A 13,187-nucleotide genomic window follows, 5' to 3' on the forward strand; every position below is an offset into this window, starting at 1 on the left:
TCACCTCGGGGCGGCGCTCTGCCGTCTTCGGCTACTTCTCGGTGCCGTCGAAGACCGTGCGGTGTCCGCGCGCGGTGTCCATGTACTCGCGGACGCGGTGGATCAGACCGTCGCGGAGTTCGAAGACCAGGCAGTAGTCGTTGGCGTAGTGGTTTCCGTTGGCGAGCGTCGCGGTCATGGTCTCCTCCACCACCACGCGGTCGCCGTCGGCGTGGAAACCGTGGAAGGTGACGTCCACGTCACTGGCGAACAGGCGGGAGAAGTCCTCGGCGAGGAAGCGCGTGATGACTTCCCTGCCGACCAGGTGGCTGGGGCAGTCCAGCGCGGTGGCCGTCGCGTTCCCCGGAGGCGCCAGCCACTCGGCGTCCTCGGTGAAGACCGCGGAGATCCGGTCGGCGTCGTGGGTGGCGAACGCCTTCCAGGCGGCCTGGACGATGTCGTGGCTGCTCATCGCGTCGCGGTCGGGGTGGGCGCCGGGCCGGGGGGTCGATGAAGCGGCCTCCAGGGTGCGGCGGATCACCGCCGAACCGTGCTCGACGGACTTGGGCCCCAGCATCCGGGGCGACGGCGTCGAAGGTCTTGAAGATCCTTGCGGGCCGTTCTGTCGTACCCGGCGGGTACCGTTCGCGGCATGCTGTCCGCATCGACCCTCGCGGCCCGGTCGGAGTTCACCGTGGCCGTGGTGGGGTGCCCGCCGCTGGTGTTCGCGGCCGACACATGATCGAACCGGTTTTCACCCGAATGGTTGCGGCTTCAGGTCCGCCGGCATGCGAGTCGGCCGTGGCGTCGGCACATTGAAAGCATGCTCGAAGCATACGAGAAGGTATTGGTGACCGGCGGGCTGGGATTCGTCGGACGGCACCTGACCAATTCTCTCCTCTTTCTGGGGAAAGAGGTGACCATCATCGACAACGCCAGGACGGCGATGAGTGTTGAACCGCCGTCCGGGGTCACCTTGCACCTGCTCGACATTCGTGAGGGCGATGCCATCGCCGAAGCCGTCGACGGTGCGGAACTGGTTTTCCACGTCGCCGCGAACGCCAACGGGACGCTGTCGGTGACGCAGCCGCGTCTGGACTTCGAGATCAACGCCCTCGGCACCGTCTCCTTCGCCGAGTCCCTGCTCAAGTCGGCCGTCCGCCGGGTCGTCTACGTCTCGTCCGCGTCCGTCTACGGGACGCCGCGGCGGTTCCCGATGGACGAGGACCACCCGACGCGGCCGTTCGTTCCGTACGGCGCCTCCAAGCTCAGCGGCGAGATCTCCTGTCTCGCGCTCCACCACGCGTGCGGCCTGCCCGTGGTGGTGGGCCGGCCGTTCTGCGTCTACGGGCCGGGCGAGAACCCGCACGAGGCGATGGTGGAGGTCGGCCGTTTCCTCCGCTGGCACCTCAACCACCGCCCGATCCAGATCGTCGGGGACATCGACCGGAAGACCCGTGACTTCGTCCATGTCACCGATCTGGTCCAGGGGTTGCTGACCATCGCCGACCGGGCGGAGCTGGGTGAGGTCTTCAACATCGGCTCCGGTACGGAGACGTCCATGCGGCAGCTCGTCGGCGCGATCGGCGAGGCGACCGGCGTGACGCCCGAGGTCAGCGTGATCCCGGAGATCGAGGACGACACCTACCGGCTGGTGGGGGACATCTCGAAGCTCCAGGGGCTGGGCTACCGGCCGGCGGTCGCGCTCACCGAGGGCGTGCGGGACGTGGTCGACCACCTCGGCGCGAACCCGGAGCTCCCCGGCAGCCCGACCATCTTCTCCCGCGGCCAGCACGGCGAGTCCTGATCCGGGCTCCGCTGTCCGCATCGCCGTCGCCGTTCACCGGCCCGAGCCGGGCGGGCACTGCTATATTCAAGAGAGCTGTTGGTCTTATATAGCGGAGGCGAATATGAGCGTGACGACCATCGATCTGGATGACGACGCCCTGGCGAAGGCTCTCCGCTTCTCCGTGGGCGCGACCAAGAAGGAGGTGGTGAACACCGCCTTGCGCGAGTACGCCGAGAGACACGAACGGGCCGCCCGGCGGGCTCGGCACTTCCAGGCCGCCCAGGAGTGGGACTACGAGGGGTGGCAGCAGCTCCGGGAGGCCGAGAAGCGAGGGGAGGGATGATCCGCTACCTCGCCGACTCCACCGCCGTGTGGCGGTTGCTGCGCGAAGAGCATCTGAACAACGCGTGGGGTGAGGACATCGACCTCCGGGTCATCGGATCGTGCGCTCCCCAGCGCACCGAGTTCCGGCGCTCCGCCCGCAACCTCGCGCACTACGAGCAGATGGGCGAGATGTTCGCCGACCTGTATCCCGATGTGCCTCTGCCGAAGAACACGTGGGGCTGGATCGAGTCCGCCCAGTTCAGGCTCGCTCAGAGCGGCGGAGCGGTCCGGGCGCTGTCCACCGTCGACCTGATGGTCTGTGCCACCGCGGCCCACCACGGGCTGATCGTGCTGCACGACGACAACGACTTCGTCACCGTCGCAGGGGTGCTGACCGATGTGCTTCAGCGCAGTGTCCGGGACGTTCCGCGCTAGCCGGCGGGCTGGGGCCGCAGGGCGGGCGGATCCGGCGGAAGAATTTTCCGTAGGAGCGATGAGTTTTCGGAGCGGCCCCGGTCTACCCCTGTGCAAGCGACGACGTGACCACGGAGGAGACACCGAGATGACCGAGAACCTGGGCGAGCTGACCATCACCCGCGAGCTGCCGGGCGGGCCGACCGCCGCGTTCGAGGCGTACTTCGAGCCGGAGCAGTTCGTCCGCTTCTGGGGGCCGGTCGGCACCCACGTGCCGCTGGAGACCGTGACGATCGAGGCGCGGGAGGGCGGACGGTACGACAGCACCATGGTGCTCGACGAGACCGGTGAGCGGTACCCGCTGAAGGCCGAGATCACCGGGATCAGGGCCGGCGAGTTCTTCGCGATGGTGGAGGAGAACACCGGCATGCGGTCCACCCTCACCTTCACCGACCTCGGCGAGGGCCGCACCCGGGTGGTGCTGCACCAGACCGGGGTGCCGGAGATGTACCGCGGCCCGGAGGCCGAGGCCGGGCTCAACTCCAGCTTCGACCGCCTGGTCGAGCACCTCGCCGGGCGGAACTGACCCGCGCGCAGCGGGAGTTCGCAACTCTCGGGGTGCCGTCCCGGCCCGCGCGGGGTGGGGCGGCACCGCTCAGTTGGCGGCGTCCTGGGGGTACCAGCGCAGTTCGACCGTGTTGCCGTCCGGGTCCCTGACGTAGAGGGAGGTGGCGGTGCCGCGGGCGCCGTAGCGGGAGACGGGGCCGTCGAGGACGGTGAAGGTGCCCGCGTCGACGACCTCCTGCCAGTCGAGGGGCTCGACGGTGAGGCAGATGTGGTCGACGTTGGACTCGTGCCGGGGGCCGTGGATCAGGTCGATGATGGTCTCGGGGGTGACGCGGACGGAGGGGAAGGACACCTGCCCGGCCCGCCACTCGTCGACCCGGACGGGGGCCAGGCCGAGCAGGCCCTGGTAGAAGGCCAGCGAGCGTTCGACGTCGGCGACGTTGAGGACGAGGTGGTCGAAGGCTACGACGCGCATGGTGATCGGTTCCGTTCGGGTACGGCTGCTGGGGACGGGTTCCACGATCCTCCTGGTCGGACGCGGCATCAACGCTGGATGGCCGTACGATCGTTGAGCAGGATTCAACGATCGAGGGGTGGGGCGGGATGCTGGAACGGCTGGAGACCGAGGTCTTCCTCGCGCTCGCCGAGGAGCTGCACTTCGGCCGGACCGCCGAGCGGCTGCACCTGAGCACCGGGCGGGTCAGCCAGCTGGTGAAGAAGCTGGAGCGCCGGATCGGCGGCCCGCTGTTCGACCGCACCAGCCGGTCGGTCCGACTCACCGCCGTGGGGCGGCAGTTGGCGGACGACCTGGTCCCGGTGGTGGCGGCGATGGACGCGGCGCTGCAACGGGCGGAGGACGCCGGCCGGGGTGTCACCGGGAGACTGAGCGTGGCGTTCCTCGGTGAGTGGACGGCGCCGGTGCTGCTCAGGGCGGTCGCGCTGTTCGGCGAGCGGTACCCGGACTGCCGGGTGGACGTGCGCGAGGCGCAGCTCGCCGACTCCCGGTCGAGCCTGGCGGACGGCTCGGTCGACGTCCTGATCGCCTCCTACCCGTTCGACGGCATGGCCCGCGGCCCGGTGCTGCTGACCGAGCGGCGGGTCCTCGCGGTGGCCGCCGGGCATCCGTTGGCCGCCGAGCGGTCGGTGTCGGTCGAGGTGCTCGCCGACCACCCGGTGGTGCAGTACCCGGCCGTCACCTCGGCCGGTTTCAAGCGCGACCGCACGCCCGACCGCACCCCGTCCGGCCGCCCGGTGCCCAAGGGGCCGTCCGGCGCCACCTTCTCCGAGCTGCTCAGCCTGGTGGCCATGGGGCGCGGCGTCCTGCCGGTCGGTGAGCACTCCCGCCGCTACTACCCGCGCCCGGACGTCGCCTACGTGCCGATCCACGACGCGCCCCCGATCGAGCGCGGCCCGGTCTGGCTGGAGAGCAACACCACCGCCCGGGTCCGTGCCTTCGTCCAGGCGGCGACGGACGTCGCCGAGGGCCGGGACGGCGGGACGGGGCCGCTGTGCGTCCTGGCGCAGGAGTGACCTCCGTCGTACCGCCCGGCAGCCGGGTTACCAGGGGAAATCCGTTGGCGGACGGCGACGGCCCGGAGGCAGACTGCCCCGCATGACCGAGCGGGACGAGAAGCCGGACGAGTCGACCGAGCGCCACGTGGCGGCCGGGCGGGACGGCGGCGCGGCCGGGCCGCTGGAGTGGTGCGTGGTGGCCAACGTGGCCGCCACGACCACGCACGGTCCGGCCGGTACGGACGGTCCGCACGGTGCGGAGCCGCGGTCCGGTCTCCGGCACTTCGCACCGGGCGCGCGGCTCTGGGTGTCGCCGCCCCGCTACCGGGACGAGGACGACAGCGTGCACGTGGTCGGTCTGCACCGGGGCCGAGGACGGCGCCACATCAGCATCGTCATCCGCCGGCGCCACCTGGAGAACTTCCGGGTCCGCGGTCTGTACGACCCCGGCGTGCCGCGCGCCAGGTGGCGGAGCCCGTTCTGGAACCTCGACCGGGTGTGGTGCTGCCCCGCCCTGGCGCAGCCCTGGGCCGAGCGCTGGAACGCGGTGGCGGCGGGGCTGCCGGTCGGGAAGGAGCGTCCGCCGTGGCCGGGCCGGTTCGGGGACGGGCCGCTCGCCGAGCCCTGCCCGCACGGCGCCACTGCCGCCGGGCTGTGACGGGGCCGCAGGAAGGCACGCGGTCAGGGCGTCGACTGACCTGATGATCAGTCAACTCACCGTGCGCCGAAGGTAGTAGTGCACGGTGAGCACGGCGAGCAGCGGGCCCCAGGCGGCCAGTGGCAGGTAGCAGATCCAGAACGCGACGGTCTGCCAGCCGTGGGTGACGATCCCGCCCCGGTCGCCCCGGATGGTCAGGCCGAGCGAGAACATCACCATCGCGTACGGGAAGACCATCAGCGCCGCCGAGCCCAGCCCGGCCGGGATCACCGCGGCGAGCACCGGCACCGGCCGGCCGCCGAGGACGGGGATCCGGCGCGGCCAGACCTCGCCCCAGCGGGCGATCAGGCCGAAGCAGAGGAGGGCCAGCGCCTCGCTGACCACGCTGAGCGCGAGGATGTACGCCCAGCCGCCGTCGAAGGAGGCCGGGTCCTGATCCGGGGGCGTCGGGCCGTGGTGGAGCAGCGGCAGTCCGAGGACGAAGCCGCCGATCCGCCAGAGGCAGGAGGGCAGGACGGCCAGGGTGATGGCATACCCGGTGAGCACCGCCCAGCGGGGCACGCCGGGGGCGGGTGTGCCGTGCAGTCGTGCCGCGATCGTCCGTGCGCCCATGGTTTCCGCCTCAGGGACCGGGCGGACGCCGTCCGTCCGCCACCGGCTGCCACGCTTCCGGAGCGGCCCGGCGGGGGCGTCCTCACCCGGGCCGAACCCGCTCCCCCGGGCGGGGGATCGGGCCGGGAGCGGAGGGCTCAGCCGACCTCGTCCGGGCCGGTGAAGCCGGGCGCGGTGTACCCGGGTCGGGTGAAGTCGGGCGGGGTGAAGTCGGGCGAGGTGGCGGCCGGCCGGGGCGTGCGGCCTCCGGGATCGGTCAGGCCGTCGGGGCCGGGGCTGCGGAGGGCTCAGCCGACCTCGTCCGGGCCGGTGAAGCCGGGCGCGGTGTACCCGGGTCGGGTGAAGTCGGGCGGGGTGAAGTCGGGCGAGGTGGCGGCCGGCCGGGGCGTGCGGCCTCCGGGATCGGTCAGGCCGTCGGGGCCGGGGCTGGTGTACGCGGGGGAGCTGTACCCGGGGCTGCTGAAGTCGGGCCCCGCGTCACCGGATTCCGCACCGGCTGCCACCTGCGGCCCCGACGCGGCCGAGCCCGCCGCCGAGCCCGCCGCCGAGCCGGGTACCGGCGGCAGCGCGTCGAGCAGGTACGGGAGCAGACCGCGCTCGCGCAGCGCGCCGCGCCACTCGCCGTGGGCGTCGGAGAGCGCGGCGGCGAGTTCGGGGTCGGTGCCGGCCGGGGCGGTCGAGGCGCCGTCGCGCAGGGCGGTGAGCAGCAGCCCGATGATGCCGATGGCCATCGCGGCGACCCCGGCGGCGAGCGCCACCCACCCGGCGGTGACCAGGGAGCGGGCGAGGCCGAGGCCGGGGTCGGCGGCGCGCAGCAGGTAGCCGGCCAGGAGGAGGCACAGGGCGGCGGCCCAGGCCAGGATCGGGGTGAGCACGGTGAGGACCGGGAACAGCCCGGCGCCGCCGTCGGCGGAGCGCAGCTGGGTGAGCAGCCCGGGGGCGGTAGGTTGGGCGTCGGGCGGTGGCGGCGGCGTGCTGTGCGGGCTCGCGCGCAGCCGGGTGTAGTGCGCGTACTCGGCGGCGGCCGCGGCGTTGACGCGGTCGGCGTCGCGCAGGGCGCGGACGCGCAGCTGGTCGGTGGTGAGGGCGCCGGGCGCGCGCAGGGCGGCGAGGACGGCGCGGTCGCGCAGGGCTTCCGTGAGGAGGCGCTCGTACTCCGGGCGGTCCTCGGCGAGCAGTGGCGGGGGGTTGGACATGGGGACCCCGTTCGTGCGGACCCCGGTTCGTTCCGCCCCGGGGGCGCGCGGCCCTCAGGGCGCCGAAACGGGCGCGGAGGCGGGCCGCCGGACGGGCGGCCGGGTGTGGTGTGCCTCATGGTAGGGGCGGGCGTACCCGGGCTGACAGTCGGTTTCCGGAATTTCGCGCCCCGGGACGCGCGCGTGTGACGGCCCGAGCGCCGGGAACAACTGTTCCCCGCACCTCGTCAGTTGACGATCGGTCGACGCCTCAGCCGACCGGCAGCCGGGCGATCAGCAGCCGTCCCTCCATGGTCACGCCGCCGTCCATCGCCACCGCCAGGTCGTCCGCGTACACGTACGGTCCCGGGATGTGCGGCGGCTGGCCGTCGTCGTTGTGCACCGCGCCGGTGAGGTACGGGATCGGGCTGTGCCCGTGCACGATCCGGCTGCCGCCGTAGGTGTCCAGCAGCTCGTGGACGGCGGTCGGGCCGGCGTCGCCGCGGAAGGCGAACCGCTTGGTGAAGCGGCGGAAGCAGTCCCACCACTCGTCCACGCTGCCGTCGGAGAGCAGCTCGTGCACCGCGTCGTTGACGTCGGGGATGGACTCGCCGTACTCCAGGTACGCGGTGGTGTCGGAGTGCAGCAGCAGGTGGCCGTCCTCCAGCGCGACGGCGGGGAGCCGGGAGAGCCAGCTGACGTGGTGCGCCTCCAGGCGGTCCAGGTCGTTCTGCTGGCCGCCGTTGAGCCGCCAGGCGGCCAGGAAGGAGGCGGTGCCCGCGGTGGACTGGACGGGCTCGTCGCCGTACTTGGAGGCGCCGAGGAAGAGCAGTTCGTGGTTGCCCATCAGGGCGCGGCAGTAGCCGCCGGCCGCGGCTGCCTCGGCGGCCAGCTGCATGACCAGGTCGATGACGCCGATGCCGTCGGGGCCGCGGTCGGTGAAGTCGCCGAGGAACCAGATCCGGGAGCGGCCGGCGGACCAGTGGCCGTCGGCGTCGATCAGGCCCTGGTTGCGCAGCTCGGCGCGCAGCTCCTCCAGGTAGCCGTGCACGTCGCCGACGACGTAGACCGGGCCCGGCGGCTCGTCGGGGCCGGGGGCCGGGTACGGGTAGGTCGGTGCGGCGGGGTCGGCCAGCGGTGGGCCGAGCTCGATGGTCGGCGGGTCGTCGCGGCCGGCGAGCTGGAGCGCCGGGGAGGGCTGGTCGGGCAGGGTGGGCTCGTAGCCGCCCTGCTCCCGGTCCTCGTAGCCGCCCTGGTTCTGCCCCTCGTAGCCGCGGCCGTCCTCGTAGCCGCCCTGCTCCTGTCCCTGGTAGCCGCCCTGTTCCTGCCCTTCGTAGCGCTCCTGCCCCTCGTAGCCGTCCTGTCCCTGGTGGGCGAAGGCCGGGGCGGGGTCGACGCCGATCCCCTGGGCGTGCACGGTGTGACCCTGGCCGTCGGCGGGCCAGTGCTGCTCCAGGTAGCGGGCTCCGCCGTAGCCGCTGTAGGTCTCCCCGTCGTACGTCTCCCCCTCGTAGGGCGGGGCGGGGTAGCCGGGCGCGGGGTCGGGTTCGTAATAGGTGCCGTACGGCAGCACGTCGAGGTCCGGCTGGTGGCGGAGGCCTGAGTGGGGGTGCTCAGGCCCGGAGAAGCGGTCCTCGGGTGTCATTCGCCCATCATAGGAAGACCACTCTCCCGGCGTCGTCACCTGGTGGGTATCCAATCCTCCGGAGCGTCAGCCGGGCGGCCCCACAAGGTCCGTTTTGTCCCGGCTCGGTACGGTCTCGTCAACTCTCGTCGAGCGCTCGTCGCGCCCCGGGCCCGTGCCCCCTCGGCCCGGTCGGGGCGAGGGGGCACGGTGGTCTAGACCTCGCCCGGGGGCCGGGGCGGGCTGACGGTGGTGCGCGGACTCCGGCGCTGGGAGGACGCGCGGACGATCAGCTCGGTCGGCATCAGGGTGCCCGGCGGCGGCCCGGTGCCGGCGGTGCGGAAGCGGGGCGGGAAGAGCCGGGCGATGTCGACGCCCGTCCCCGAGTCCACTCCCTCGATCGCGTCGATCAGCAGGTTGACCACCGTGGTGCCGATCTTGCGTGGCTTGAGCGAGAGCGTGGTGATCGGCGGCTCGGTGGTCGCGTAGACGTCGCTCTCGCTGCAGCAGACCAGCAGCAGGTCGTCCGGCACCCGCAGGCCGTACCGGCGGGCGGCGGCCAGCAGGTCGGTGCCGTTGGGGTCGAACAGTCCGTAGACGGCGTCCGGCCGGTCGGGGCGGGCGAGCAGCCGGTCGGCGGCGACGGCGCCGGCGGCCGGGTCGTGCGCCGGGTAGGTCTCGTACACCGGCTCCTGGCCGACCTTGGCGCACCAGCCGAGGTAGGCCTCGGTGGAGAGCCGGGTGTAGGTGTCGGTGCTGGTGCCGGTGAGCAGGCCGATCCGGCGGGCGCCGGCTTCGGAGAGGTGGTCGAGGATGCCGAGCACGGCGGCCTCGTGGTCGTTGTCGACCCAGGCGGTGACCGGGCAGTTGCCCGGCTTGCCGTCGCTGACCACCGGGACGCCGGACCGGTAGAGCTCGCTCACCAGGGGGTCCTGGTCGGGCGGGTCGATCACCACGGTGCCGTCCAGGGCGATGTTGCCCCAGACGTCGTGGCGGGAGGAGGCGGGCAGCACCACGAGCGCGTAGCCGCGGCCCAGGGCGGCGCTGGTGGCGGCCCTGGCCATCTCGGCGAAGTAGGCGAACTCGGTGAAGGTGAAGGGCTCTTCGCCGTAGGTCGTCACGGTCAGCCCGATCAGGCCGGACCGTCCGGTGCGCAGGGTGCGGGCCGCCGCGGAGGGGCGGTAGCCGAGGCGCTCGGCGACCTCGCGCACCCGGCTGCGGGTTTCGTCGGGCAGGCGGCCCTTACCGTTCAGCGCATCGGAGACAGTGGTGATCGACACTCCGGCGGCTGCTGCCACATCCCGGATGCCGGCCCGCTCCAGACGCCGTGAGGTGGTGGGACGCCGACCGCTCTGGTTGGCTGCTGCTGTCATGGCGGACCGATCGTATGGCTCCTGCCAAGGGTCTGTGACCGGCGCATCGGAAGCCCTCGGAGATACGTTTCTCCAAGAGTGAGCCGGGGTGCGCCCCTTCGATACCCGCCTGAAACCAGGCTTCTTACCTCTGACATGTGCCAAAGGAACCGGGCAGAATGGCTGATCTGCGCCTGTAACCCGTCCGGGCATCTCACTCCTACGGGTGAGGGCGCTCGATATGGTGCAAGGCACCCGACCGGGGTGGTCCGGGCGCGTCACGAGGTTCCGGGCACGGAGGCGAACCCGTCCGTGGCGGGCGAGCGCACCGGAGCGCGCACCGGAGAGTTCAGCAACTGGAAACGGAGTACGACCGTGAGCAGTGGTACGTCAGCGCAGGGTCCGCGGCTGCGGCCGACCCTCGACGGCATCCCCACGTACAAGCCCGGCAAGCCGGCCGGCGCCGACGCCTACAAGCTGTCCTCGAACGAGAACCCGTACGAGCCGCTGCCCGGCGTGCTGGCGGCGGCGGTCGAGGCGGCCGGGTCGTTCAACCGCTACCCCGACATGGGCGTCAGCGAGCTGGCCTCGGTGCTGGCCGAGCGCTTCGGGGTGCCCGTCGAGCACATCGCCACCGGCACCGGCTCGGTCGGCGTCGCCCAGTCGCTGATCCTCGCCACGGCCGGCCCGGGCGACGAGGTGGTCTTCGCCTGGCGCTCCTTCGAGGCCTACCCGATCATCACCCAGGTCGCCGGCGCCACGCCCGTCCCGGTGCCGCTCAGGGAGAACGGCGACCACGACCTGGACGCGATGCTCGCCGCGATCACCCCGAACACCCGCCTGGTCTTCGTCTGCAACCCCAACAACCCCACCGGCAACGTGATCCACCGTGCCGAGCTGGAGCGCTTCCTGGACGCCGTCCCCGGCGACGTCCTGGTCGTGGTCGACGAGGCGTACATCGAGTTCATCCGCGACCCCGAGGTGCCCAACGGCATCGACCTCTACCGGGACCGCCCGAACGTCTGCGTGCTGCGCACCTTCTCCAAGGCGTACGGCCTGGCCGGCCTGCGGGTCGGCTTCGCCGTCGCGCACGAGCCGGTGGCGGCCGCGCTGCGCAAGACGGCCGTCCCGTTCGGCGTGAGCCAGCTCGCCCAGAACGCGGCCGTCGCCTCGCTGCGCGCCGAGGAGGCGCTGCTGGTGCGGGTGGAGGCGCTGGTCGAGGAGCGCGCCCGGGTGGTGGCCGGGCTGCGCGCCCAGGGCTGGGAGATCCCGGACTCGCAGGCCAACTTCGTCTGGCTCGGGCTCGGCGAGCGCTCGCCGGAGTTCGCCGCCGCGTGCGCCGAGGCCGGCGTGATGGTGCGGCCGTTCCCCGAGGGCGTGCGGGTGTCGATCGGGGAGGCCGAGGGCAACTCGATCTTCCTGTCGGTGGCGGAGGCCTTCCGCAAGTCGCTCTGACGTCCTAGTCGGGTCCGCAGGGGCGCGTCGGTCCGCCGGCGCGCCCCTGCGGCGTTCCCCGCGCTGCGTCGAGCGCGTTCCCCAGGCCCCTGCGGCTGACCCCGCGGCGCTTCGAGCGTCCTCCCGGAAGACTGTGGATCACTGGGAGTCCGCTGGGAGTTCGGCCAACGACGACCCACGGAGCGGCCAAGGCGCCGACGGAGGACGGGTCATCCGTCCGGAATGCCCGGATCCGGCCGGTCAGTCTTCTCCCAGCCCGCGCCCAGGGCTCCGCAAGAGGTCCCCGGGAAGCTGTCCGGCATGAAGGTGCTCCCACGGCGGCGAGGCGCCGTCCTCGTCAACTCCGCGCTCGGCGTGGCCCTGCTGGGCGGCGCGGCCCTCGTGTACGCCACGGTCAGCGGCAGCTCGGGCCCGGCGTCCGCCAAGCCCGCTGCCCGTACCGCGACGGTGTCCAAGGGCACCGTCCTGGCCACCGTGTCCGGAACCGGCACCCTGGCCTCACCGACCGACGCCGCCCAGGACTTCACCACCGGCGGCCGGCTCACCGAGGTCCGGGTCGCGGTCGGGGACGCCGTGAAGAAGGGCCAGGTGCTCGCCACCGTCGACACCACGGCGGCCCAGCAGCAGGTGGACACGGCCCGGGCGGCCCTCACCACGGCCGAGGCCAACCTCACCAAGGCCCGGGCCGGCGTGACCACCACGACCACCGAGCCCCTGCCGGGCGCCACCTCCGCCACCGCACCCGGCGGCGGGGCCGGCAGCGGTGGCCGCGGGGCGGGCGTGAGCAGTACGCCCGCCCCGCAGACCACCACGATCACCACCACCAAGGTCGACGACGCGGCCGTGGCCCAGGCCCAGCAGCAGGTCACCACCGCGCAGACCAGCCTCACCAACGCCCAGGCGGCGCTGGCCGGGACGACCCTGACCGCCTCGGTGGACGGCACGGTCGCCTCGATCGCGGGCAAGGCCGGCGACACCGTCGGGGCCACCGCGAGCGGCTCCTCCGCCGCCTCCTCCGCCGGCTCCTCCGGCAAGTCGACCACCACCGGCACGGGTGCGACGGCCGCGCCGAGCGGCTTCATCGTGCTCACCAACCCGACCGGGATGCAGGTCACCGCGAACTTCTCCGAGCTCGACTCGCTCAAGCTGAAGAAGGGCGAGGCGGCCACCGTCACCCTGAACGCGCAGTCCGACACGAAGCTCAACGCGACCGTCCTGTCGGTCAGTTCGCTGCCCAGCGGCAGCGGTTCCGGCGGCGCGGCCGGCTCCGCCGCCGTCCAGTACGCGGCCACGCTGCAACTGAACGGCGACACCGGCGCGCTGCGCACCGGTCTCAGCGCCACCGTCCAGGTGATCACCGGCGAGGCCGACAACGCGCTCTCGCTGCCCACCACCGCGCTGTCGGGCACGGGCGCGAGCCGGACCGCGACCCTGGTGCAGCCGGACGGCAGCTCCGAGCGGGTCACCGTCGGGGTCGGCGTCGAGGGCGACAGCACGGTGCAGGTGGTCTCCGGGCTGAAGGAGGGCGACAAGGTCGAACTCCCCACCACCAGCGGCGGCAACGGCTTCCCGAACGCCTCCTTCCCCGGCCTCGGCGGCAACCGGGGCGCGGGGGGCGTCGGCGGTGCGGTCCTCCCGGGCGGCAACGGCGGCAACGGCGGTAGCGGCGGTAGCGGTGCCGGCAACGGCGGCGGGGCCGGCCGCGGCGGCAGGGGCTGAGAGCGGT

The 13,187-nt window shown here is 72.9% G+C and carries 14 protein-coding genes; 8 read left to right on the forward strand and 6 right to left on the reverse strand.

Translation table 11 applies throughout. From position 1 onward, the window contains the following. Positions 1–31: 31 nt before the first annotated feature. A complete protein-coding gene (locus ACZ7C5_RS01890) occupies positions 32–556 on the reverse strand; it encodes a nuclear transport factor 2 family protein (RefSeq protein WP_470321695.1) in 525 nt (174 codons plus the stop codon). A gap of 246 nt (positions 557–802) precedes the next feature. Here ACZ7C5_RS01890 and ACZ7C5_RS01895 point away from each other — a divergent pair, with 246 nt between their 5' ends. The 4 genes from ACZ7C5_RS01895 (at position 803) to ACZ7C5_RS01910 (ending at position 3,092) form a co-directional block, all read left to right on the forward strand. Further along, entirely contained in the window at positions 803–1,786 is a 984-nt protein-coding gene (locus tag ACZ7C5_RS01895) for an NAD-dependent epimerase/dehydratase family protein (protein ID WP_401089219.1), read from the forward strand. Between the two features lie 103 nt (positions 1,787–1,889). Then, positions 1,890–2,111, forward strand: a complete 222-nt coding sequence (locus ACZ7C5_RS01900) for a type II toxin-antitoxin system VapB family antitoxin (protein WP_401089217.1) — start codon at positions 1,890–1,892, stop codon at positions 2,109–2,111. Then, positions 2,108–2,527: a PIN domain-containing protein gene (locus ACZ7C5_RS01905; protein ID WP_401089215.1), complete on the forward strand. Its 420-nt coding sequence runs from the start codon at positions 2,108–2,110 to the stop codon at positions 2,525–2,527. The genes ACZ7C5_RS01900 and ACZ7C5_RS01905 overlap by 4 nt, the downstream gene beginning before the upstream one ends. A gap of 127 nt (positions 2,528–2,654) precedes the next feature. Continuing rightward, the gene (locus tag ACZ7C5_RS01910) at positions 2,655–3,092 is read left to right on the forward strand and encodes an SRPBCC family protein (protein ID WP_470321696.1); all 438 of its coding nucleotides are present in this window, start codon (positions 2,655–2,657) and stop codon (positions 3,090–3,092) included. 69 nt (positions 3,093–3,161) lie between these two features. Here ACZ7C5_RS01910 and ACZ7C5_RS01915 read toward each other — a convergent pair whose 3' ends face one another. Then, complete coding sequence (locus ACZ7C5_RS01915; RefSeq protein ID WP_401089211.1) at positions 3,162–3,548, reverse strand: VOC family protein; 387 nt, start codon at positions 3,546–3,548, stop codon at positions 3,162–3,164. Positions 3,549–3,676: 128 nt separating this feature from the next. Between ACZ7C5_RS01915 and ACZ7C5_RS01920 the strand changes: the two genes are divergently transcribed. Both ACZ7C5_RS01920 and ACZ7C5_RS01925 read left to right on the forward strand, forming a co-directional pair. Further along, the gene (locus ACZ7C5_RS01920) at positions 3,677–4,603 is read left to right on the forward strand and encodes a LysR family transcriptional regulator (RefSeq protein WP_470321697.1); all 927 of its coding nucleotides are present in this window, start codon (positions 3,677–3,679) and stop codon (positions 4,601–4,603) included. An 82-nt stretch (positions 4,604–4,685) separates the two neighbouring features. Further along, positions 4,686–5,243, forward strand: a complete 558-nt coding sequence (locus ACZ7C5_RS01925) for a hypothetical protein (protein WP_470321698.1) — start codon at positions 4,686–4,688, stop codon at positions 5,241–5,243. A 51-nt stretch (positions 5,244–5,294) separates the two neighbouring features. Here ACZ7C5_RS01925 and ACZ7C5_RS01930 read toward each other — a convergent pair whose 3' ends face one another. The 4 genes from ACZ7C5_RS01930 to ACZ7C5_RS01945 form a co-directional block, all read right to left on the reverse strand. After that, entirely contained in the window at positions 5,295–5,855 is a 561-nt protein-coding gene (locus ACZ7C5_RS01930; RefSeq protein WP_401089205.1) for a hypothetical protein, read from the reverse strand. Positions 5,856–6,142: 287 nt separating this feature from the next. Next, positions 6,143–7,051, reverse strand: a complete 909-nt coding sequence (locus ACZ7C5_RS01935; RefSeq protein WP_401089201.1) for a hypothetical protein — start codon at positions 7,049–7,051, stop codon at positions 6,143–6,145. 250 nt (positions 7,052–7,301) lie between these two features. After that, positions 7,302–8,240 (reverse strand): metallophosphoesterase, encoded by a 939-nt coding sequence (locus ACZ7C5_RS01940; RefSeq protein ID WP_470321875.1) that lies wholly within the window; start codon positions 8,238–8,240, stop codon positions 7,302–7,304. A 629-nt stretch (positions 8,241–8,869) separates the two neighbouring features. Next, positions 8,870–10,027 carry a LacI family DNA-binding transcriptional regulator gene (locus tag ACZ7C5_RS01945; RefSeq protein WP_188296553.1) on the reverse strand — a complete coding sequence of 386 codons (1,158 nt, stop codon included), beginning with the start codon at positions 10,025–10,027 and terminating at the stop codon, positions 8,870–8,872. Between the two features lie 354 nt (positions 10,028–10,381). Between ACZ7C5_RS01945 and hisC the strand changes: the two genes are divergently transcribed. Beyond that, entirely contained in the window at positions 10,382–11,461 is a 1,080-nt protein-coding gene (hisC, locus tag ACZ7C5_RS01950) for a histidinol-phosphate transaminase (RefSeq protein WP_401089198.1), read from the forward strand. Between the two features lie 300 nt (positions 11,462–11,761). Beyond that, positions 11,762–13,180 carry an efflux RND transporter periplasmic adaptor subunit gene (locus ACZ7C5_RS01955; RefSeq protein ID WP_470321699.1) on the forward strand — a complete coding sequence of 473 codons (1,419 nt, stop codon included), beginning with the start codon at positions 11,762–11,764 and terminating at the stop codon, positions 13,178–13,180. The last annotated feature ends 7 nt before the right edge of the window (positions 13,181–13,187 follow it).

The sequence above is a fragment of the Kitasatospora sp. NPDC036993 genome (assembly GCF_055607525.1).

Coding starts and splice junctions, on each gene's coding strand:
- ACZ7C5_RS01890 (WP_470321695.1), bottom strand. CDS start 556: ATGCTGGGGCCCAAGTCCGTCGAGCACGGTTCGGCGGTGATCCGCCGC.
- ACZ7C5_RS01895 (WP_401089219.1), top strand. CDS start 803: ATGCTCGAAGCATACGAGAAGGTATTGGTGACCGGCGGGCTGGGATTC.
- ACZ7C5_RS01900 (WP_401089217.1), top strand. CDS start 1,890: ATGAGCGTGACGACCATCGATCTGGATGACGACGCCCTGGCGAAGGCT.
- ACZ7C5_RS01905 (WP_401089215.1), top strand. CDS start 2,108: ATGATCCGCTACCTCGCCGACTCCACCGCCGTGTGGCGGTTGCTGCGC.
- ACZ7C5_RS01910 (WP_470321696.1), top strand. CDS start 2,655: ATGACCGAGAACCTGGGCGAGCTGACCATCACCCGCGAGCTGCCGGGC.
- ACZ7C5_RS01915 (WP_401089211.1), bottom strand. CDS start 3,548: ATGCGCGTCGTAGCCTTCGACCACCTCGTCCTCAACGTCGCCGACGTC.
- ACZ7C5_RS01920 (WP_470321697.1), top strand. CDS start 3,677: ATGCTGGAACGGCTGGAGACCGAGGTCTTCCTCGCGCTCGCCGAGGAG.
- ACZ7C5_RS01925 (WP_470321698.1), top strand. CDS start 4,686: ATGACCGAGCGGGACGAGAAGCCGGACGAGTCGACCGAGCGCCACGTG.
- ACZ7C5_RS01930 (WP_401089205.1), bottom strand. CDS start 5,855: ATGGGCGCACGGACGATCGCGGCACGACTGCACGGCACACCCGCCCCC.
- ACZ7C5_RS01935 (WP_401089201.1), bottom strand. CDS start 7,051: ATGTCCAACCCCCCGCCACTGCTCGCCGAGGACCGCCCGGAGTACGAG.
- ACZ7C5_RS01945 (WP_188296553.1), bottom strand. CDS start 10,027: ATGACAGCAGCAGCCAACCAGAGCGGTCGGCGTCCCACCACCTCACGG.
- ACZ7C5_RS01955 (WP_470321699.1), top strand. CDS start 11,762: ATGAAGGTGCTCCCACGGCGGCGAGGCGCCGTCCTCGTCAACTCCGCG.